The 20,368-nt window shown below is 54.4% G+C and carries 18 protein-coding genes, 4 pseudogenes and 1 riboswitch; of the genes and pseudogenes, 19 read left to right on the forward strand and 3 right to left on the reverse strand.

The features are described 5' to 3' along the window. Positions 1 to 555 precede the first annotated feature (555 nt). Positions 556 to 1,815, forward strand: a complete 1,260-nt coding sequence (gene ltrA / locus VU18_RS05930) for a group II intron reverse transcriptase/maturase (protein WP_011230853.1) — start codon at positions 556 to 558, stop codon at positions 1,813 to 1,815. Between the two features lie 135 nt (positions 1,816 to 1,950). Here the strand turns inward: ltrA and cspD are convergent, their stop codons facing one another. Continuing rightward, positions 1,951 to 2,151 carry a cold-shock protein CspD gene (cspD, locus tag VU18_RS05935; RefSeq protein WP_003251474.1) on the reverse strand — a complete coding sequence of 67 codons (201 nt, stop codon included), beginning with the start codon at positions 2,149 to 2,151 and terminating at the stop codon, positions 1,951 to 1,953. Between the two features lie 320 nt (positions 2,152 to 2,471). Between cspD and VU18_RS05940 the strand changes: the two genes are divergently transcribed. The 10 genes and pseudogenes from VU18_RS05940 (at position 2,472) to VU18_RS05985 (ending at position 9,939) form a co-directional block, all read left to right on the forward strand. Further along, the gene (locus tag VU18_RS05940; protein ID WP_014195521.1) at positions 2,472 to 2,723 is read left to right on the forward strand and encodes a hypothetical protein; all 252 of its coding nucleotides are present in this window, start codon (positions 2,472 to 2,474) and stop codon (positions 2,721 to 2,723) included. Positions 2,724 to 2,917: 194 nt separating this feature from the next. After that, complete coding sequence (locus VU18_RS05945) at positions 2,918 to 3,319, forward strand: sporulation protein (protein ID WP_021321293.1); 402 nt, start codon at positions 2,918 to 2,920, stop codon at positions 3,317 to 3,319. Between the two features lie 204 nt (positions 3,320 to 3,523). After that, positions 3,524 to 4,117: pseudogene (locus VU18_RS05950) on the forward strand (MIP/aquaporin family protein); the annotation flags it as partial. Then, positions 4,113 to 4,580 (forward strand): annotated as a pseudogene (locus VU18_RS05955) (ATP-binding cassette domain-containing protein); the annotation flags it as partial. The pseudogenes VU18_RS05950 and VU18_RS05955, both read left to right, overlap by 5 nt. Before the next feature lie 18 nt (positions 4,581 to 4,598). Further along, positions 4,599 to 5,567 carry an oligopeptide ABC transporter permease gene (opp4B, locus tag VU18_RS05960; protein WP_014195525.1) on the forward strand — a complete coding sequence of 323 codons (969 nt, stop codon included), beginning with the start codon at positions 4,599 to 4,601 and terminating at the stop codon, positions 5,565 to 5,567. Positions 5,568 to 5,588: 21 nt separating this feature from the next. Continuing rightward, on the forward strand, positions 5,589 to 6,497 hold the full coding sequence (locus VU18_RS05965) for an ABC transporter permease (protein WP_047757761.1): 909 nt from the start codon (positions 5,589 to 5,591) through the stop codon (positions 6,495 to 6,497). 13 nt (positions 6,498 to 6,510) lie between these two features. Further along, a complete protein-coding gene (opp4A, locus tag VU18_RS05970) occupies positions 6,511 to 8,295 on the forward strand; it encodes an oligopeptide ABC transporter substrate-binding protein (RefSeq protein WP_014195527.1) in 1,785 nt (594 codons plus the stop codon). A gap of 50 nt (positions 8,296 to 8,345) precedes the next feature. Next, a riboswitch (SAM riboswitch) is annotated at positions 8,346 to 8,450 on the forward strand. A gap of 50 nt (positions 8,451 to 8,500) precedes the next feature. Beyond that, the gene (locus tag VU18_RS05975) at positions 8,501 to 8,857 is read left to right on the forward strand and encodes a hypothetical protein (protein WP_014195528.1); all 357 of its coding nucleotides are present in this window, start codon (positions 8,501 to 8,503) and stop codon (positions 8,855 to 8,857) included. A 16-nt stretch (positions 8,858 to 8,873) separates the two neighbouring features. Then, positions 8,874 to 9,257 carry a VOC family protein gene (locus VU18_RS05980; RefSeq protein WP_014195529.1) on the forward strand — a complete coding sequence of 128 codons (384 nt, stop codon included), beginning with the start codon at positions 8,874 to 8,876 and terminating at the stop codon, positions 9,255 to 9,257. 180 nt (positions 9,258 to 9,437) lie between these two features. After that, positions 9,438 to 9,939: pseudogene (locus tag VU18_RS05985) on the forward strand (PaaI family thioesterase). A 355-nt stretch (positions 9,940 to 10,294) separates the two neighbouring features. Here the strand turns inward: VU18_RS05985 and VU18_RS05990 are convergent. Then, entirely contained in the window at positions 10,295 to 10,711 is a 417-nt protein-coding gene (locus tag VU18_RS05990; protein ID WP_014195531.1) for a PaaI family thioesterase, read from the reverse strand. A 141-nt stretch (positions 10,712 to 10,852) separates the two neighbouring features. Here VU18_RS05990 and hutG point away from each other — a divergent pair, with 141 nt between their 5' ends. The 6 genes and pseudogenes from hutG to VU18_RS06015 all read left to right on the forward strand — a co-directional run bounded on the left by hutG (position 10,853) and on the right by VU18_RS06015 (position 17,909). Continuing rightward, the gene (hutG, locus tag VU18_RS05995) at positions 10,853 to 11,821 is read left to right on the forward strand and encodes a formimidoylglutamase (protein WP_047757762.1); all 969 of its coding nucleotides are present in this window, start codon (positions 10,853 to 10,855) and stop codon (positions 11,819 to 11,821) included. A gap of 4 nt (positions 11,822 to 11,825) precedes the next feature. Further along, positions 11,826 to 13,307: a response regulator transcription factor gene (locus tag VU18_RS06000; RefSeq protein ID WP_047757763.1), complete on the forward strand. Its 1,482-nt coding sequence runs from the start codon at positions 11,826 to 11,828 to the stop codon at positions 13,305 to 13,307. Positions 13,308 to 13,530: 223 nt separating this feature from the next. Continuing rightward, positions 13,531 to 15,186: a urocanate hydratase gene (gene hutU, locus VU18_RS06005; protein ID WP_171698268.1), complete on the forward strand. Its 1,656-nt coding sequence runs from the start codon at positions 13,531 to 13,533 to the stop codon at positions 15,184 to 15,186. A 14-nt stretch (positions 15,187 to 15,200) separates the two neighbouring features. Further along, positions 15,201 to 16,022: imidazolonepropionase (gene hutI / locus VU18_RS19455; RefSeq protein ID WP_236687302.1), on the forward strand; the 822-nt coding region annotated here is incomplete at its 3' end. A 1-nt stretch (position 16,023) separates the two neighbouring features. Then, a pseudogene (locus tag VU18_RS19460) lies at positions 16,024 to 16,475 on the forward strand (amidohydrolase family protein); the annotation flags it as partial. A gap of 105 nt (positions 16,476 to 16,580) precedes the next feature. Further along, positions 16,581 to 17,909 carry a YjiH family protein gene (locus tag VU18_RS06015; protein WP_047757766.1) on the forward strand — a complete coding sequence of 443 codons (1,329 nt, stop codon included), beginning with the start codon at positions 16,581 to 16,583 and terminating at the stop codon, positions 17,907 to 17,909. A 130-nt stretch (positions 17,910 to 18,039) separates the two neighbouring features. Here VU18_RS06015 and mscL read toward each other — a convergent pair whose 3' ends face one another. Further along, a complete protein-coding gene (gene mscL, locus VU18_RS06020) occupies positions 18,040 to 18,435 on the reverse strand; it encodes a large conductance mechanosensitive channel protein MscL (protein WP_011230867.1) in 396 nt (131 codons plus the stop codon). A 147-nt stretch (positions 18,436 to 18,582) separates the two neighbouring features. On the opposite strand from mscL, the gene VU18_RS06025 reads away from it, so the two are divergent. Continuing rightward, positions 18,583 to 19,803: a YeeE/YedE family protein gene (locus VU18_RS06025; protein ID WP_011230868.1), complete on the forward strand. Its 1,221-nt coding sequence runs from the start codon at positions 18,583 to 18,585 to the stop codon at positions 19,801 to 19,803. 190 nt (positions 19,804 to 19,993) lie between these two features. Continuing rightward, on the forward strand, positions 19,994 to 20,368 hold a 375-nt coding region (locus VU18_RS06030; RefSeq protein WP_236687303.1), incomplete at its 3' end, for a PfkB family carbohydrate kinase.

The following is a 20,368-nucleotide window of genomic DNA, read 5'->3' on the forward strand; positions in this document are numbered from 1 at the left end:
GTGTGCGCCCGGCATGGGTGCAGTCTATAGGGTGAAAGTCCCGAACTGCGAAGGCAGAAGTAGCAGTTAGCTTAACGCAAGGGTGTCTGCGGCGACGCAGAATCTGAAGGAAGCGGGCGGCAAACTTCCGGTCTGAGGAACACGAACTTCATAGGAGGCTGGGTATCATTGGGTGAGTTTGCACGACAAAACGAAGCCCTTTCTGCCGAAGGTGATACCGAGTAAATGAAGCAGATGGATGGAAGGAAAGACTGCACTCTTACCCGGGGAGGTCTGTCCGGGAAGCCAAGTGCGCTTGGCAACCGTTGGAGCGATCCAACGCTGAACGGACAGAAGTCAGCAGAGGTCATAGTACCCGTCTAGCTTAGATAGAAGGGGAAGGACCGAACCATGAAGGAGAACGGCCACTAGGCGTTCATCTTCTTTGATGAAGCAGATAACCCGAAAGGGCCTGCTTGAGGGGGGAAATGGTGAAGTCCATGGGGAACCTCAAGAGGGTGGAGAAGAAGATGGCACAAATAGAACGGACCGTTCACGTAGAGAGGAAGAATCGGAATGTGGATGAAACAGGTAATGTCACGGGAGAATCTCCTGCGAGCACTCAAACAAGTGGAAAAGAATAAAGGGTCCCATGGAACCGATGGAATGTCCGTCAAAGACCTGCGAAGACACCTCGTGGAACATTGGGACGCGATACGGCACGCTTTAGAAGAAGGGACCTACGAACCTTGCCCGGTCCGACGGGTCGAAATCCCGAAACCGAACGGAGGAGTCAGGTTACTAGGAATCCCGACCGTGACAGACCGGTTCATCCAACAGGCCATCGCCCAAGTGCTCACGCCGATCTTTGACCCATCCTTTTCGGAACACAGCTACGGGTTTCGTCCCGGTCGAAGAGGACACGACGCGGTGAAAAAGGCGAAGCAGTATATTCAGGAAGGATATACATGGGTGGTAGATATCGACTTGGAAAAGTTCTTTGATCGAGTCAACCATGACAAACTGATGGGGATATTAGCGAAACGAATTCCAGACAAAATCCTCCTAAAGTTGATACGGAAGTATCTACAGGCAGGGGTCATGATCAACGGGGTGGTCATGGAAACACAAGAGGGGACTCCACAAGGAGGGCCGCTCAGTCCACTCCTGTCCAACATTCTCCTGGATGAGCTGGACAAAGAATTGGAAAAACGAGGGCACAAGTTTGTACGGTATGCGGATGACTGCAATATCTACGTAAGGACGAAGAAGGCCGGGGAACGGGTGATGAAATCGATCACGGCATTCATCGAAAAGAAACTCCGGCTGAAAGTCAACGAAACCAAATCGGCAGTGGATCGTCCGTGGAGGAGAAAATTCCTCGGTTTTAGCTTCACCCCAAGTAAGGAGCCAAAAATCCGAATTGCAAAGGAAAGCATTCGGCGCATGAAGCAAAGGATACGCACCATGACGAGCCGATCGAAACCGATTCCCATGCCCGAACGAATCGAACAGCTCAATCAATACATTCTGGGATGGTGTGGATACTTTTCGCTAGCAGAGACCCCAAGTGTGTTCAAAGAACTAGATGGATGGATTCGACGAAGGCTGCGCATGTGCCAATGGAAAGAGTGGAAACTTCCGAGAACCAGAGTCCGAAAACTGCAAAGTTTAGGAGTGCCCAAGCAGAAAGCATATGAATGGGGAAACACTCGGAAGAAATATTGGAGAGTGGCCGCCAGTCCCATCCTGCATAAAGCCCTTGGCAACTCCTATTGGGAGAGCCAAGGGCTGAAGAGTCTTTATCAACGATATGAATCTCTGCGTCAGACTTAATGGAACCGCCGTATACCGAACGGTACGTACGGTGGTGTGAGAGGACGAGGGTTAGTCACCCTCTCCTACTCGATTCCTGCTTAAGCAGGGTGCCTCTCGTTCCGCTCCCGTTCTCTCGTCTATGTCAACGAAGTCTTATAATTTGACAACGTTCGCTGCTTGCGGTCCGCGGTTTCCTTGGACGATTTCAAACGAAACTTCTTGGCCTTCTTCTAACGTTTTGAACCCTTCACCTTGGATCGCCGTGAAGTGGACGAATACGTCGGAACCGCCTTCCACTTCGATGAAACCGTAGCCTTTTTCGTTGTTAAACCATTTTACTTTACCACGTTGCATAATACTGAATTCCTCCTAATACCTTTAGCCTGTTCGGCTAACCTCAAGATTTTTATCAAATAACAAAATATACTTCACAGCCATCCAAGATGCACCTTCATGTTGAATGCCTGAAATATATTCTGTTATATGATGACTTTACTATACACTACCGCGGGTGGCCGCGTCAAGCAAAAGAAAGGAAATTTCCGAAAAAATTGTTTGCCGGCCCGAAAAACAATGCGTTGAAAAGGAAAACGGGCCGCTGGGGGAGAAAATAGTCATGAGCGGGCCACAACGCCCATACATTGGAATAGGAACGACAAAAAGGGGGAGAGCGGATGTACCGCGGAAAAATCGCGGGAAAAGAAGTGATCGTCCGGTTAGGGAGCCGGGTCAGCCGCCGTTATTTCAGCGACAATAAAATTTACCACATGGTTCTTTCGTACGGAGAGTCGGCGTTTCGCAAAGGGCAGGATATGTTTTGCATCTATAATGACCGCGTCGGCTTGATTGTCGCGGAAGTCGAGCAACAGGACGTCCCGGTCATTCGAATCGATTACATTATCGAAAACGAAAATGTGTACGAATAACCAATTGACAGCGGAAGGCGAATGCGGTAATCTCGAATGTAAGCGGTAACAAAACAAGCCGCATTCGTCCCTGTTTCTCCCAGGGGCAGACGTGCCGCGCCAGCATCGTCTGTTTATTTTTTGGCTCGCGTTGAAACAAGCGGCTTCGTTTTTTCGTATGATGATATGACAAGAGAGACAAAGAGGTGACTACGGTGTTATTGCGCAAAATGATGTCAAGAGTCGGAGTCGGGTCGGCGCACGTCGACTTGATCTTAAATAAATCGTTATGGCGCCAGGGGGAAATGATTCAAGGGATCGTCCACATTTACGGCGGAACGGTGGAACAAAGGATCGAGCGGCTCGATGTGGAGCTCGTGCAAAAAACAATCGAAAACGGCAAGGAGCTGGATGCCATTGTCGCCGTCATTCCGGCGGCCGGAGCGTTTTGGATCAAGCCGAGCGAGAAAAAGGAAATCCCGTTTTCCTACATGATTCCAGAAACCTTGCCGCCATCGCGCCCCGGCCAGTCGTACCGGTTCATCACCCGCCTTCATATCGAAGACGCGGTCGATACGCTCGACTTCGATTACGTGCAAATTTTGCCGAAGAAATAGGTTGACAGCGTTTTCAACAGATGATATGCTAAAAGCAAGTTAATAACGTTGTGGTGGAGAAGCGGAGACCCACACATATTCCTCGTTGCTTAGCGGGGAAGTGTGTGGGTTTTTGTTTTTCCACCCAACGGCTAACCCTCCGGAGGGGCCGCCCAAGCAGGAAATAGCAGAGGAAATCACGAATGAAAAGGGGGAAGAGAACAAATGTCGCCATTTTTAGGGGAATTCATCGGCACGGCACTGCTCATCATTTTCGGCGCTGGTGTGTGCGCCGGGGTCAATTTAAAGAAATCATATGCGGCCAATTCGGGCTGGATTGTCATTACGATGGGGTGGGGGCTGGCGGTGGCCGTGGCCGTATACGCTGTCGGCCGGTATAGCGGCGCCCATCTCAATCCAGCGCTGACAGTGGCATTGGCCATAAGCGGTGATTTTCCATGGAAAGATGTCCCTGGCTATGTGTTGGCACAAGTACTTGGCGCTATGGTTGGGGCTGCCGTCGTCTATCTCCACTATTGGCCGCATTGGAAGGAAACAGACGACCCGGGTGTCAAGCTTGGCGTGTTTGCGACGGGTCCGGCAGTGCCGAATACGGCTGCCAACTTGCTTAGCGAGATCATCGGAACGTTTGTGTTGGTTTTGGCCATCTTGGCCATTGGCGCCAACAAATTCGCTGATGGGCTCAATCCATTTATCGTTGGTTTTTTGATCGTGGCGATTGGACTGTCGCTCGGCGGTACGACGGGATACGCCATTAATCCGGCCCGAGACTTTGGACCTCGCTTAGCCCACTTTTTCCGGCGGACAGCGCCAACGCATCGGCATTGCGCGGGCGCTCACGCTCAATCCGAAGCTCATCATCGCCGATGAGCCGGTGTCGGCGCTTGATGTGTCGGTGCAGGCGCAAGTGTTGAATTTCATGAAAGAAATCCAGCAGGAGTACGGGCTGACGTATTTGTTCATCAGCCATGATTTAGGGATCATCCGGCATATGTGCGACCGCATCGGCATTATGTACCGCGGCCGGCTCGTGGAGGAAGGGACGAGCGAGGAGATTTTTACGAATCCTCAACATATTTATACGAAACGGCTGCTCTCCGCCATTCCGAACGCCGATCCGCGCGAACGCGGCCGGCAGGAGGCGCTTCGCCGCGAAGTGGAAAAAGAATATGAGCAGTCGTATTCCCGCTATTTTGATGCAAACGGCCGGGCTCACCCGCTCAAGCCGATTTCGCCGACGCACTCGGTGGCCATTCCGTAAAGAGGGGAAGACGGGAAGATGCTGAAATTTATTTTACGGCGAATCCTCATTATGATTCCGCAATTGTTTTTGCTGAGCGTCCTCATTTTCTTACTGGCGAAGGCGATGCCGGGCGACGCGCTGACGGGGCAGCTGGCGGCCAACCCGAAAATGGATCCGCAGACGCTTGAGGAAATGCGGGAAAAACTTGGCTTGAATGATCCGGTACATATTCAATACATCCGTTGGGTGAAAAACATGCTGCAAGGGGATCTCGGCCTTTCCTATACCCACCAGCAGCCGGTCACTGATCTGCTGGCCGGACGGATCGGGAATACGGTGTTGCTGTCGGCGGCGATTTTAATTTTGACGTACCTGATTGCCATTCCGCTTGGCATCGTGTCGGGGCGATGGACAGATACATGGGCTGATAAGCTGATCGTCGGCTACAGCTATCTCGGGTTTGCCACGCCGCTGTTCATTTTTGCTTTGATCATGCTGTTTATTTTCGGCTTTCACCTTGGCTGGTTTCCAACCGGCGGCAGCGTGGACGTTCAGGTCGAGGAAGGGACGCTCGCTTACTATTTAAGCAAATTGAACCATCTCATGCTTCCGGCGTTGTCGGGAGCGCTCATCAACACGGTCGTTACGATTCAATATTTGCGCAGCGAAATCGTCGATACGAAAGTGAAAGATTTCGTGAAAACGGCGCGGGCGAAAGGCGTGCCGGAGCGGCACATCTATTGGCGCCATATTTTGCGCAATTCGTTTTTGCCGATCGCGGCGTTTTTAGGGTATGAGATCACCGGGCTTGTCGGCGGTTCCGTGTTTTTGGAGTCGATCTACAGCTATCCGGGGCTTGGCCAGCTGTTTTTGCAGTCGATTATGCAGCGGGATTACAGCGTCGTGACGGCGCTCGTCATGATTTCCGGCCTGGCGACGCTGGTGGGCACGCTGTTGTCGGACATCATTTTGAGTGCGGTCGACCCGCGCATCCGGATTGAGTAGGGAAGGAGGAAGGCAGCTGACATGAAAGCGGAAATCAGCGGCCCAACGCCGGCCGGAGCGAACATCGAGAAAAGCCCTTCCGCCTTTTCGATCATGTGGCGGGAGGTGGCTCGGGATCGGCTCGCGCTTGGTTCGCTCATCATTTTAGGAATCCTTTTGTCGATCGTCTATGGCGTGTCGCTCTTTTTGGATCAAGAGGAAATCGTGAAAGTGGATTTTCTTTCCATCTATTCTCCGCCGTCAGCGGAACACTGGCTTGGCACAGACTACGGGGGGCGCGACGTGTTTGGCCAGCTCATCATCGGCGCCCGCAATTCGTTTACGATCGGGCTGGCCATTACGCTCATCACTGGGGCGATCGGCCTCATTGTCGGATTGGTGGCCGGCTATTTTGGCGGCTGGATTGACAATGTCATTATGCGCATCATCGATTTCATTCTCGTTCTGCCGTTTTTGATGCTCGTTATTGTTTTTGTCGCCATTGTGCCTAAATATAATGTATTGACGTTCATTTTGATCATGAGCGCGTTTTTGTGGACGGGCAAAGCCCGGCTGATCCGCGCCAAAACGCTGGCCGAGCGCGAGCTGGATTATGTCAGCGCGTCAAAAACGCTCGGCACGCCAGATTGGAAAATCATTATTTTTCAAATTTTGCCCAACCTCAGCTCGATCATTATCGTCAATTTGACGTTAAATTTGGCGGGCAACATCGGCATCGAGTCCGGGCTCACGTATCTTGGCTTCGGGCTGCCGGAGAGCACGCCGAGCTTAGGGACGTTGGTCAGCTATGCGACCAACCCGGATGTTTTGCAAAACAAATGGTGGGTTTGGTTGCCTGCGTCATTGCTTATTTTAGTGATGATGCTGTGCATAAATTTCATCGGCCAAGCGCTGAAACGTGCGGCTGATGCAAGACAACGACTAGGATAAGGGGGAAGAAAATGTGAAGAGAAAATGGCTGGCGGCTCTCGCCGCGCTCTTGCTCGTGCTCGCCGGGTGCACGGGCAAATCCGACACAACGAGCGGAAAGGGCAACAATAACGAAAAACCGGCGGCTCAGAAGGAAGACATCAGCAAATTCCCGATGACGGTGAAAAACGACGGGAAAATCATCGACGGCGGCGTGTTGAAATACGGCCTTGTGTCCGATACGCCGTTTGAAGGGACGCTCAGCTATGCATTCTACACCGGAGCGCCCGACGCAGAGATTTTGCAATTTTTTGACGAGTCGCTTTTCCGGACGAACGGTGACTATGAAATTACAAATGATGGGGCTGCCACGTATGAGTTGTCGGATGATAAAAAGACGATGACAATCCATATTAAAGACAATGTGAATTGGCATGACGGCCAGCCGGTGACCGCTGAAGACTTGGAGTATGCGTATTTGGTCATCGGCCATAAAGATTACACCGGCGTCCGCTATGGCGATGCGCTCATCCAAGGGATCGTCGGGATGGAAGAATATCACAGCGGCAAAGCGGATAAAATTTCCGGCATTAAAGTCATCGACAAAAAGACGTTGACGATCACATGGAAACAGGCCAATCCGTCGGTGTTGACCGGCATTTGGGCGTATCCGCTGCCGAAGCATTACTTGAAAGACATTCCGATCAAAGACTTGGCGAAATCGGATAAAATCCGGAAAAACCCGATCGGGTTCGGTCCGTTTAAAGTGAAGAAAATCGTTCCGGGCGAGTCGGTAGAGTTTGTTCGCAATGATGACTACTGGGCTGGCAAACCGAACTTGGAAGGCGTCATTTTGAAAGTCGTCAGCCCGCAAGTCGTCCTGCAAGCGCTGAAAAAAGGCGAAATTGACGTCGCTGAGTTCCCGACTGACCAATATTTGAACGCGAAAGGGACGAAAAACATTCAGTTTATCGGTAGAGTGGATTTGGCGTACAACTATATCGGCTTTAAACTCGGCCATTGGGATGCGAAAAAGCAGGAAAACGTAATGGACAATCCGAAATTCCAAAACAAAAAACTGCGCCAAGCGATGGCGTATGCCATCAACAACCAAGAGGTGGCTGACCGCCTGTATCATGGCTTGCGCTTCCCGGCGAACACGCTCATTCCGCCGTCGTTCCCGGGCTATCATGACAGCTCCATCAAAGGATATACGTACAATCCGGAAAAAGCGAAACAATTGCTGGATGAAGCGGGATATAAAGATGTGGATGGCGATGGCCTCCGCGAAGATCCAAACGGCAAAAAATTCAAGATCAACTTCTTGGCGATGAGCGGTGGGGACATCGCTGAACCGCTGGCCAAATTTTATATGCAATGCTGGAAAGATGTGGGCCTCGATGTTCAGCTTGTAGACGGACGCTTGGCGGAGTTCAACTCCTTCTACGATATGGTCGAAAAAGACGATCCGAAAGTGGATGTCTACGCCGCCGCTTGGGGAACTGGAACGGACGTCGACCCGTACGGATTGTACGGCCGCAACGTCATGTTCAACTACTCGCGCTGGGTGAATGAGAAAAACGATGAACTGTTGGAAAAAGGCCATTCCGAACAGGCGTTTGACAAAGAATATCGTCGGAAAATTTACAGTGAATGGCAAAAGCTGATGAACGAAGAAGTGCCGGTCATCCCGACGTTGTATCGTTCGGCCATTTATGCCGTCAACAACCGCGTCGCCAACTTCACGGTCGATCCGGGCTCGAAACTGACGTGGAAAGATGTCGGCGTCACGTCCGAGCAACCGGAAGTCGAACAATGACGATTGTTGCCTTTGATGATGTATGATAAGATAGAAGATAAATTGCATACGTCTTATCAAGAGTGGGCGAGAGAACGGGCTTGATGACCCCACAGCAACCTGCCGCAGGCAAGGTGCTAACACCCGCAAAGCGGTTTCGCTTTGGATGATAAGAACGGCTCATGGCCCCTTTCGCATCATTCCGAGGCGAAGGGGGTTTTTGTCGATGGGAGGTGAAGGAGAAACAGTGGAGGAGGCGGTTTCGCTCCGCGCTTGCATGGCCGCTCATCTCCCTGCCGCAGCGTTCGCCGTTTGTGTCATGCGCTGTGTGCAGGCGGAGCTCATCCGGTTTGACCCTAAGGCGGCGGTGCATGTCGACCGTGGGGACGGATACGTTCATTTGTATGGGGAAGCGCAAGGAACAGCCTTTTCGTTGTTGTTGACCAACAGTGAGGCGGACGAATGGAAGGCGGACGGACCGTACGCCCTTGACCGCTACATATGGACAGAGCTTGGGAAAAAAGGGATTTTCCCGATGCAGATGACGCCGTATTTACAAGCAGTATGGTTAACTGAGTCATAGAAAGGAAGAGGGACGAATGGCAGTCAAAAAATTTGAACATGTCGGCATTCAAGTGAAAGACATCGAAGCATCGAAAGAGTTTTATCAAAATGTTGTCGGCTTGGAGCTGCTCGACGAAATGATTCATACGAACGGCACGATGAAATTGGCGTTTTTAGGGATTGGCGGCTCGATCATTGTCGAGCTGATCGAAGGATACAATCCGGATTTGCCGACGGAAGGAAAAGTGCACCATGTGGCGTTTACGGTGGAAGGCATTGAGCAGGAGAAAGAACGGCTTCAGTCGCTCGGTGTGCCGCTTGTGTGGGAAGAAATAACGACACTTCCGAACGGAGCAAAATATTTGTTCTTCCTCGGGCCCGACGGCGAATGGATCGAGTTTTACGAGCCTGCTCGATAAATGGCGTCACGCTAGGCGGCCAGCTGTTTGGGCCGCCTATGAATTTGCCGTCTGGCGATTGGCGCTTCGTTCCATTTTTCTTCGTATGGCCTTGCCTGCCGCTAGACAACAACCGTCCATGTAGGAGTCGTCGTCTTCTCGATTCAATGGTATACTAGAAAAAGAGAGGGGGAGGATGACGTGGAAGAAATGATCGTGCACGCGATTCAAGACGACTACCCTGATGAATTCGCCTGGTGCTACGGCTGCGGGCGTCTGAATGAACAAGGCCACCATTTCCGCACCGGGTGGCGGGGCGACAAAACGGTGACGGTGTATACGCCGCGTCCGGAACATACGGCGATTCCAGGGTTTGTGTACGGCGGGCTGATCGCCTCGCTCATTGATTGCCACGGCACCGGTTCAGCGGCGCTTGCCTTGCATCGGAAAAACGGCCATGAACCAGGGAGCGGGGAAACGCCGCCGCGCTTTGTTACTGCGTCGCTTCACGTCGATTTCGTCAAGCCGACGCCGCATGGAGTGCCGCTTGTCGCCGTCGGCACTGTGACGGAGATTCATCCGAAAAAATGGAAAGTGGACACCGAAGTGTTCGCCAACGGCGAACTGTGCGCCCGCGGGCAAGTCGTCGCCGTCGGGGCAAGTCGTCGCCGTCGTAATGCCGAAAACGTTTGTCCGTGGGTAACAAGCAACGAAAGGCGCCGGAGAGCGGCTGTTTTTGACAGCGCTTTCTCCGGCGCTTGGCAACTGGTCGAAAACGGCTGCGCCTCACCTCGTTTCGCCATTGAGGACTGATGATGTCATGAAAAAGGCAACTCGACAACGCCTCTTCTCAAGTGGGGAAACCTTGTGAAATTGGTTCTCCTTTTTCAACAAAACCACCGATTTGGCGAACATCATCGTTTTTCACCGGTTTTCTCGGATTCCTCTGATCATCGCTTTCCATGCGTTTCAAAACAACAACAGCAGCTGCTGTTTGGCCTCGTCGAATCCAAGGAGAACGAGCATGCGCAAAAACGCCTTTTGGAGATCCATCACCTTCACGGTTTGTCCATGATCAGCACCGACGACGTGGCGCTCGCCACCTCTTTGCCGTTTTGCCGCACGATGGCGGTTACATAGGCGACGGTTTTCCCGAACTTTTCCACCCGCGCCTCGATTTCGGCTTCTCCAGCCGCCGCTGGGCGGTGAAACGTCGTCTGCAAGTTGATGGAGGCGTGCATTTGGTCATCGCGAAGCAAGGTCGTCACTGCATACGCCATGAGAATGTCCGCCGCCGCCCCGACGAACCCGCCCATAATCACCCCGTTGCCGTTGAGCAGCGATTCGCTGATTGTCCATACGCCTTTCGCATAGCCGTCTCGGGCTTCCGTCAGGCGGACGCCGAGCGTTTCGTCGCATGGGGGCGGCGCGCTTTGACCGGCGATGACAGCGTGCAAGTTGGTCATTGGCTTCATGTGGAACACCCTTTCTGTTGTCAATCATGTTTTTTTATTCGCCAAACGGCGGCGATTTCCTCTTTTCGCGTGCATGAGGAGGAGAACGGCAAAGCTGTGGCGAAAGAAACAAGCAGCTGATGATGGAAAGGAGATGGTCTCATGTATCAACCGCCAGACGCCGGCCGTTGGACGGGACGGATTGACAGCGTGAGCGATGAGCAGGCGTTTCGTCTTCATCAGCGCATTCGCCTGCTCGATTTGTCCAAGCCATTGGAGACGGTGGAACGAGCGGCGGCATTCATCGGGTTTGCGTGCGACGAAGGCGTGCGCCGCAACCAAGGCCGCCAAGGGGCGAAAGAGGCGCCCGCTGCCGTCAAAGCCGCGCTCGCCCGGCTGCCTTGGCATCTTCCGGAAGGGGTCGTTGTCTATGACGCAGGCGATGTCGTTTGCGTTGAGGAACGGCTCGAACAAAGCCAGACGGAACTTGGCGAAGCCATCGCCCGCCTGCTGCAACACAACATGGCGCCTATCGTGATCGGCGGCGGCCATGAGACGGCGTACGGCCATTACTTGGGCGTTCGGGAAGCGCTTGGGACGGATGCCCGCCTTGGCATTATCAACATCGACGCCCATTTTGATTTGCGCCCGTACGATGACGGCCCGACGTCCGGGACGATGTTTCGGCAAATATTGGATCAAGACGATCGAGTGAGCTACTTCTGCCTTGGCATTCAGCGGCTCGGCAACACGGCAGCGCTGTTTGCGGACGCCGAGACGTATGGGTGCCGGTACATGCTTGAAGACGAGCTGACCGCAGGGCCGATCGAGGCTGCCTATGAACAAATTGAGAAATTTGCCGCCGATCATGATGCGGTGATGCTCACCTTTTGCATGGACGCCATCAGCGCGGCCGCCGCGCCGGGGGTGAGCGCGCCGTCGCCGTTTGGGCTCGCCCCGTCTCTGGCGCGCGCGCTCATCCGCCGAATCGTTTCCCATCCGAAAACGATCAGCGTCGACCTTTGCGAAGTCAATCCACTCTGGGATGAAGGCGGAAAAACGGTGGCGTTGGCGGCCGCCTTTTGCATGGAGGCGCTCCTTCATTTTCAACGCTTGCAGCCAAGGCGGTGAGAACGTGAAATTGGTCATTGCCGAACGGGATGACAAAGAACGGGAAGCGATCCGCTGGCTCGTGTCCGCGTATTCCTTGCCGATTGAGCGGGTGTATACGGCAGCCACCGTGGAGGAGATGATGGCCGTCTTGGAGCGGGAGGCGCCGGAGCTGTTGTACGTCGAACTCGACATGATTCCGTATGAACGATGGCCGCAGGCGACCGCCCACGTCCGCTTGTTTTGCCAACGGGTGATTGCCGCAACGGCCGAGGCGACGTTCGCGCGGGCGAAACAAGCCATCGACTGGCAATGCGTCGATTTGCTTGTCAAGCCGCTTGAGCCCGCCAGGCTGAAGCAGGCGCTGCGGGCGGCGGCGTCGCGTTCCCCGGGACGCCCAGGCTTGCCGGCGGGATTGGACGTCCATCACGACGATTACCGCTCCTTGTTTTGCGATTTTCCTTCCGCGGCCTCCGCGCATGTATGGCTTGTGCAGGCGGAACAGCCCGCTTTGTCTCAAGAAGTGATCCGTTTCTTGATGGATTACCCGTTTCGCGGACGGGCGCGTGTATTGCCGCTCACCCGTATGGCGGTTTGCCTGCTTCCCGATTTGCCGGGCGACGGGAAAGAAGAGGCGTGGAAGCTGCTGCGCGATTGGGAGGAAGATCATCATGAGCCGCTCGCGGTTGTCGTGATGCCGCCTGAGGGCCGGAGGACGGCGCGCGCGCAATACCAAGCGGCGCGCCGGTTGCTCGAGACGACGTTTTTCATTGGCTATCGCCAAGTGATCGCTCCCGCTTCGGAATACGAACAGTGGCGTGAGCTCGATCCGTTTTTGACGCCCGAGGAGCAGCGGCAATGGATCGAGATGCTCGAGCGGTTCGACCACGAAGCGGTGAAACGGTGGCTGCAGCGCGAATTTTCCCATTGGTCGCCGCCGTTTCCGAGTCCGGAGATGGTGCGGACGCGGCTGACAAGCATCTTGGCACAAATCCGCCGGTTTATGAAAACATACGGCCTTGACCGCGGCGGAACCGAACGCGAATATATGCGCATCTTTCAAGACATTTTGTACAATCCCGTCTTGTATCGTATCGTTCAAGAATTGATTTTATTTTTATATCGGTTGTTCCATGAGGCCAAGCAGGCCGAGGAAGATGCGCGCGTCGACGCCGTGGAGCGCGGCCTCCGCTATATGGAGGCGCATTTTCGCGATCCGTCGCTCACGCTTGAGCGGGTCGCGGCCGCTGCCGGGCGCAGTCCCGCGTATTTCAGCCATTTGTTGTCGAAAAAGCGGGGCGTGACGTTTCGCCAGTGGCTGACGAATCGGCGGCTTGAGGAAGCGAAGCGGCTGCTTCGGCAGACGGACTTGTCGATCAAAGAAATCGCCGAACAAACCGGGTTTCGCACCGCCCATTATTTGACGCGCGTCTTCAAAGCCGAACTGAATGAGACGCCGACCGCCTACCGCGACGAACAACGGCCGAAACCGCCATCGCCGCGGTAGGCGGTTTTGTCTGTGGCAAAGCGCAGCCTTGCCGGATCGCGGGCGAGAGGGGGCGGCGTATGTTTCAAAAGAAATGGATCGATATCGAAAAAAATGAACAAATAAAACGGAGAGGAAATAGAAAATTCAAAAAAATGTGATCACTTTTAAAAGACGTGCGCCTATCTTCTCCTTCTTCGCTCCCTTACAATGAAAAGCAAAGAGGAAAAAGGAGAGGATGACGATGGCAGAAAAACGGACCGTCAGCCCGCCCGCGGGAACTGAGCGGCGGGCGAAAGGATGGATTCAAGAAGCGGCGCTGCGGATGCTGAACAACAATTTGCATCCCGATGTCGCCGAGCGGCCGGATGAATTGATCGTCTACGGCGGCATCGGCAAGGCGGCGCGCAACTGGGAATGCTACGAGGCGATTGTGGACACCCTTCTTCGTTTAGAAAACGATGAAACGTTGCTCATTCAATCCGGCAAGCCGGTGGCGGTATTTCGCACGCATCCGGACGCCCCGCGCGTGCTGATCGCCAACTCCAACCTCGTGCCCGCATGGGCGACGTGGGATCATTTCCATGAGCTCGACAAAAAAGGATTGATCATGTACGGACAAATGACGGCTGGCAGCTGGATTTACATCGGCAGCCAAGGAATCGTTCAAGGAACGTATGAAACGTTTGCCGAAGTGGCGCGCCAGCACTTTGGCGGCACGCTGGCCGGGACGATCACGCTAACCGCCGGCCTTGGCGGCATGGGCGGGGCGCAGCCGCTCGCGGTGACGATGAATGGCGGCGTCTGCCTCGCTGTCGAAATCGATCCGGCCCGCATTCAGCGCCGCCTTGATACGAAATATCTCGACACGATGACCGACAGCTTGGAGGCGGCGCTTGCGATGGCGAAACGAGCGAAGGAAGAGAAAAAAGCGCTGTCAATCGGCCTTGTCGGCAATGCGGCTGAAGTGTTGCCGCGTCTCGTCGAAATGGGCTTTGTTCCGGACGTCTTGACCGATCAAACGTCCGCCCATGATCCGTTGAACGGCTACATCCCGGCTGGCCTTACGCTTGATGAGTCCGCCGAACTCAGGGCGCGCGATCCGAAGCAGTACATCGCCCGCGCGAAACAGTCGATCGCCGCGCATGTGCGGGCGATGCTGGCGATGCAAAAGCAAGGGGCGGTGACGTTTGATTACGGCAACAACATCCGCCAAGTGGCAAAAGACGAAGGGGTGGACGACGCCTTTTTCTTCCCGGGCTTTGTGCCGGCCTACATCCGCCCGCTCTTTTGCGAAGGAAAAGGGCCGTTCCGCTGGGTGGCGCTCTCGGGCGACCCTGAGGATATTTACAAAACCGATGAAGTCATTTTGCGTGAATTTCGCGACAATGAGCGGCTTTGCCATTGGATTCGCATGGCGCAAAAACGCATTCAATTCCAAGGGCTGCCGGCGCGCATTTGTTGGCTCGGCTACGGCGAGCGGGCGAAATTTGGCAAAATCATCAACGACATGGTGGCCAAAGGCGAGCTGAAAGCGCCGATCGTCATCGGCCGCGATCATTTGGATTCGGGCTCCGTCGCTTCGCCGAACCGAGAGACGGAAGGAATGAAAGACGGAAGCGACGCCATCGCCGACTGGCCGATTTTAAACGCGCTGTTGAATGCGGTTGGGGGCGCGAGCTGGGTGTCGGTTCACCACGGCGGCGGCGTCGGCATGGGCTACTCGATTCACGCCGGCATGGTCATCGTCGCCGACGGCACAAAAGAGGCGGAAAAACGGCTGGAGCGCGTGTTGACGACCGACCCGGGGCTTGGTGTGGTCCGCCACGCCGACGCTGGGTATGAGCTCGCCATTCGGACAGCGAAAGAAAAAGGCATCGATATGCCGATGCTCAAGTAGAAAGGGGGATCCATATGCGCCCGCTTTTTGTCCGCCGCGCCCGCCAGCTCGTCACGCTGGCGGGAAGCTCCGCGGCTCCGCTTGTCAAGGAGAAGATGAGCGATCTAGGCATCATCGAAAACGGCAGCGTCTGGATCGAAAACGGCACGATCGTGGCGGTTGGTGCGGACGATGAACTGGCCCGCCAATTTGCCGATCGGCTCGCCGAAGCGGAAGTCATTGACGCTAAGGGCAAAACGGTGACGCCTGGGCTTGTCGATCCTCATACTCATCTCGTTTACGCCGGCAGCCGCGAACACGAATGGACGATGCGCCTTCATGGAGCGACGTACATGGAAATCATGAACGCAGGCGGCGGCATTCATGCCACGACAAAAGCGACGCGCGAGGCGTCGGAAGAGATGTTGTATGAAGAAAGCAAGCGGCGGCTCGATCAGTTTTTGCTTCATGGGGTCACGACCGTCGAGGCGAAAAGCGGCTACGGCTTAAGCCTTGAGCATGAAATCAAGCAGCTGGAAATTGCCAAGCGGCTTCACGACACCCACCCGGTCGATGTCGTCTCCACGTTTCTTGGCGCCCACGCCGTTCCGCCGGAGTGGAAGCACGATCCGGATGAATACGTCCGCCTTGTCATCGACGAGATGATTCCCGAAGCGGCCCGCCTTGGGTTGGCCGAGTTCAACGATGTCTTTTGCGAGCGCGGCGTGTTTACGCCTGAACAAGCCCGCCTCATTTTGGAAGCAGGGAAAGCGCACGGCTTGACGCCGAAAATTCACGCTGATGAAATCGAACCGTACGGCGGGGCGGAACTGGCCGCCGAAGTCGGCGCCATCTCCNCCGACCACCTGCTTCGCGCGTCAGACGAAGGAATCCGCCGCATGGCCGATCGCGGCGTCATCGGCGTTCTCTTGCCAGGCACGGCGTTTTTCCTCATGACCCAAGCCGCCGATGCCCGCCGTTTGATCGACGCCGGCGTTCCCGTCGCTTTGGCGACCGACTGCAACCCTGGTTCGTCGCCGACCGTCTCGCTGCCGCTTGTCATGAGCCTAGCCTGCCTGCATATGGGCATGACTCCCGCTGAAGCGATGGCCGCCGCCACGATCAATGCCGCCCACGCCATCGGCCGCGGGCATCTCGTCGGCAGCCTCGAGCCGGGGAAGAAGGCGGATTTGGTCATTTTCAACGTTCCGAATTATGTGCAGATCATGTACCATTACGGCGTCAACCATGCGGAGACGGTGATCAAAGGTGGAAAGGTGGTGGTGAACGACGGCAAGGTGTACATCTGAAGGGGGAATGGTCTTCCGTCGAGGTGTTTAGCGACCGGGAGCGGTTATGCTTCCGGCCGTGCTGTCGTCTTTAGCCTGTAGAAGAACAAATGGGGGTGGAGGAGAATGAAAACGGATACAAACATGGCGCCATCCGTGCCGACACCAACGCCGGCCAGCGGGGCATGGAAGTTTTTCGTCTTTAGTGCCATCGGCATTTTCGTATTTTTCGTTCCGGTGTCAATTGGCGGCACATCGTCGATTTTGCTCGATCATATTGTGACATGGATCCGCACCCAGTTTTCAGCACTTGTTCCTTATTATGCTCTGATCGTGATCGCTCTCGGTGCAATTTATCCATTTTATAAAAAAACGTGGCACAAAGATGCCGTAACAGTCGTTTTTTCGCTGCTGAAAGTTGTTGGGCTGATTACGGCGGTCATGTTGGTGTTTCGCATCGGTCCGTCATGGTTGTTTCAGCCGAATATGGGACCGTTCTTATATGACAAGCTCGTCATTTCCGTCGGACTTCTTGTGCCGATTGGCTCGATTTTTCTCGCTCTTCTTGTTGGTTACGGGCTGCTTGAATTTGTCGGTGTGTGGATGCAACCCGTCATGCGGCCGATTTGGAAAACGCCGGGCCGCTCGGCGATTGACGCCGTCGCTTCCTTTGTCGGCAGCTACTCCATTGGGTTATTGATCACTAATAAAGTGTTCAAAGAAGGCAAATATACCGTGAAAGAAGCGGCGATCATCGCCACCGGCTTTTCCACTGTATCCGTGACATTTATGGTCGTTGTGGCGAAAACATTGGGGCTCATGCCAATCTGGAATACGTATTTTTGGGTGACCTTTCTCGTGACGTTTGCCGTTACAGCGCTGACCGCCCGGCTTTGGCCGCTGAGCCGCATGAGCGATGAATACTACGACGGCAAGGGGGATCCCGAGCAAAAAGTAACGGGCAACTATATGAAACAAGCTTGGGCTGAAGCGATGAGGGCGGTAGAGCAGTCAAAAGGGATTGGGACAAACATATGGGAGAACTTGCGAGATGGCTTCATCATGACGATGGGCATTTTGCCGTCCATTATGTCAGTCGGACTGATCGGGCTGTTGCTCGCTGAATATACGCCGGTGTTTGACTGGTTGGGTTACCTGTTCTATCCATTCACCCTTCTGTTGCAAATCCCTGAACCGCTGTTGGCCGCGAAAGCTTCGGCCATCGAAATCGCAGAAATGTTTTTGCCGGCCTTGCTTGTCACCGAAGCACCGCTTGTCACGAAATTCATTATTGCTGTTGTATCCGTATCAGCGATCCTATTCTTTTCCGCTGTCATTCCATGCATTTTGTCTACGGAAATCCCGCTCAGCTTGCCGCGGCTTCTTGTCATTTGGTTTGAACGCACCGTCTTAACGCTCATCCTCACCGCGCCGCTTGCATATTGGCTGCTTTGACGGGAGTGCGGCGCTTCGATGAAAACGGACATCGATGGGGCGGCTGCGATTTTCAGGTTCGCCGCCATTCCATCAACCCGACTGAGAAGTTTCAGCGCCATGAAAGCCTGTCCATCTTCCAGACAGGCTTTCACGTCGTTTCCCGTTGCTGCTTTAACAAATCGCGAATTTCTGTCAATAGCTCCTCCTCTTTCGTCAGCGTCGGTGCGGTTTCCTTCACCTCTTCCTGCTTTTTCACCCGTTCATACAGCGTGTTGATCAATTTCACAAACAGGAAAATCGAAAACGCGATGATCAAAAAATCGACGACTGTTTGGATAAACGCCCCATATTTCACTTCCGCTTTGCCGACTTTCCAAGACAAATCGCTGAAATTGATGCCGCCTAGAATCAGCCCGACAAGCGGCATGATGATGTCATTGACGAGCGAGGAAACGATTTTGCCAAACGCCCCGCCGATGATCACCCCAACGGCTAAATCGATGACATTGCCGCGGATGGCGAATTTTTTAAATTCGTTCCACATGTGAATCTCCTTTCTCGAAATGTGATCCTCTACATTATACCATAAGTTCATACGTGAAATTTTTATATCTAAATCATAGAAAATCAATCTGTTTTATATTATTATAGAGTATATTAACAATGGGGAAAGAAAAGGGGGATATGCACCATGGAAATGACTGCGCAACAAGACGTTCGCGCGAAACAGGCGGCGAACGCCCCGAAAAATCCGACGGCATGGATCATTGCAGTCTCCTGCTTCGTGTTAATCGGTGGAGCATTGTTCTTATACAGCCGTGTGTCCTGGCAACAAGCGCTGTTATATTTGTTGGGAGCGTTCGGCGGTTTTGTGCTTTATCAGGCCCATTTCGGTTTTACTTCGGCCTGGCGGAAATTCATTTTGTACCGCCAAGGGGAAGGCATTCGGGCACAGATGATCATGATGGCTGTGGCCAGCGCGTTGTTTTTGCCGTTGCTCGTGAAAGGTTCGGCGCTCGGGCACCCGGTGTCAGGGTATGTATTTGGCGTGGGGGTATCAGTCATCGTCGGCGCCTTCCTGTTTGGCATCGGCATGCAGCTTGGCGACGGCTGCGCGTCCGGGACGTTGTACCATATCGGCGGAGGCGATGCGAACGGCATCGTGACGCTCATCGGGTTCATCGCTGGCTCAGTCATTGCGACGACCCACTTTGACGTGTGGGCGAAGATGCCGCAATGGAAGCCGTTCTCGTTCATTGGCGAGTTCGGCGCCTTGGGAGGGTTTTTGCTTCAGTTGGTTTTGTTGGCAGCGGTCTACTATGTGGTGACCGTGGCGGAAAAACGGCGCTATGGCCAACTCGTTGCTACATCGCTTGAGAACCGTCATGGCTGGAAAGCGATTTACAAAGGGCCATGGTCGCTTCTGGTCGGGGCGTTGCTCTTGGCTGTAACGAACGCGCTTGTGCTGATGATTAGCGGTAAGCCGTGGGGCATTACGTCCGCCTTCGCCCTTTGGGGGGCGAAGTTCGTGCAGCTGTTTGGCGTCGATCCGACTGCTTGGGCGTACTGGCAAGATGAAGCGAAACGGCAGGCGCTCGCGAATCCACTCTACTACGATACAACGACCGTGATGGACATCAGCTTGATGGTCGGCGCCTTATTGGCGGCAGCGCTTGCGGGCCGCTATACAAAACCGATTCAGTGGAAGCGTCCGACGCGCATGACGATCGGTGCGCTGATCGGCGGCCTGATGATGGGATACGGCGCCCGGCTGGCGTTCGGCTGCAATATCGGCGCGTATTTCGGCGGCATTGCGTCATTCAGCGCCCACGGCTGGGCGTGGTTTGTCTTTGCTTTCCTCGGCAGCCTGATCGGCGTCAAACTGCGTCCGTATTGCGCGTACAAAAACTAAGTGTCCGAAAGTTGGCATCCCGTCGTTTTGACGGGGTGCCTTCTTTATGCCGTTCTTGCCAGGCGGTATGTGGTACAATGGGTGGTGAGGCTTCGAAGCGTGCAGCTGTCCGCTTTTTTGAAATCGTTTTCTCCGTTTGGAAAGAGGCGGGATCGCGCGGCTGCGATCATTGGAAGAGAGGGGGAAAGGCATGGGGAAAGCGGCCTCGATCGTCTGCATCGGCGGGGCGAATGTCGATCGGAAAGCGCGGTTGCTTGCGCCGTTTCAGCTCGGCACGTCCCATCCCGTCACCGCGACGCAAACCGCGGGCGGGGTGGCGAGAAACGTGGCGGAAAACTTAGGGCGGCTTGCTCAACCTGTTTCGCTCGTCAGCGCCGTTGGCGATGATCACGATGGACAGTGGCTCATTGACGTGACGAGCCGATATGTCAATACGAGCTTCATCGTGCGAACGCCAAAAGCGAACACCGGGACGTATACAGCGGTGCTCGATGAACGCGGCGAGATGGTTCTCGCCTTGGCGGGTATGGCCATTTATCATCCTGAACCGAGAAGACCCCCACTT

Source organism: Geobacillus sp. ZGt-1, assembly GCF_001026865.1.
GTDB classification, from domain to species: Bacteria; Bacillota; Bacilli; order Bacillales; family Anoxybacillaceae; genus Geobacillus; species Geobacillus thermoleovorans.

Excerpts from the sequence above, each read along its gene's own strand:
- opp4B (WP_014195525.1), top strand. The coding sequence starts at position 4,599 with ATGCTGAAATTTATTTTACGGCGAATCCTCATTATGATTCCGCAATTG.
- mscL (WP_011230867.1), bottom strand. The coding sequence starts at position 18,435 with ATGTGGAACGAATTTAAAAAATTCGCCATCCGCGGCAATGTCATCGAT.
- cspD (WP_003251474.1), bottom strand. The coding sequence starts at position 2,151 with ATGCAACGTGGTAAAGTAAAATGGTTTAACAACGAAAAAGGCTACGGT.
- VU18_RS05975 (WP_014195528.1), top strand. The coding sequence starts at position 8,501 with ATGGGAGGTGAAGGAGAAACAGTGGAGGAGGCGGTTTCGCTCCGCGCT.
- hutU (WP_171698268.1), top strand. The coding sequence starts at position 13,531 with ATGGCAGAAAAACGGACCGTCAGCCCGCCCGCGGGAACTGAGCGGCGG.
- VU18_RS05980 (WP_014195529.1), top strand. The coding sequence starts at position 8,874 with ATGGCAGTCAAAAAATTTGAACATGTCGGCATTCAAGTGAAAGACATC.
- VU18_RS06015 (WP_047757766.1), top strand. The coding sequence starts at position 16,581 with ATGAAAACGGATACAAACATGGCGCCATCCGTGCCGACACCAACGCCG.
- VU18_RS05990 (WP_014195531.1), bottom strand. The coding sequence starts at position 10,711 with ATGAAGCCAATGACCAACTTGCACGCTGTCATCGCCGGTCAAAGCGCG.
- VU18_RS06025 (WP_011230868.1), top strand. The coding sequence starts at position 18,583 with ATGGAAATGACTGCGCAACAAGACGTTCGCGCGAAACAGGCGGCGAAC.
- ltrA (WP_011230853.1), top strand. The coding sequence starts at position 556 with ATGTGGATGAAACAGGTAATGTCACGGGAGAATCTCCTGCGAGCACTC.
- VU18_RS05940 (WP_014195521.1), top strand. The coding sequence starts at position 2,472 with ATGTACCGCGGAAAAATCGCGGGAAAAGAAGTGATCGTCCGGTTAGGG.
- VU18_RS05965 (WP_047757761.1), top strand. The coding sequence starts at position 5,589 with ATGAAAGCGGAAATCAGCGGCCCAACGCCGGCCGGAGCGAACATCGAG.
- hutG (WP_047757762.1), top strand. The coding sequence starts at position 10,853 with ATGTATCAACCGCCAGACGCCGGCCGTTGGACGGGACGGATTGACAGC.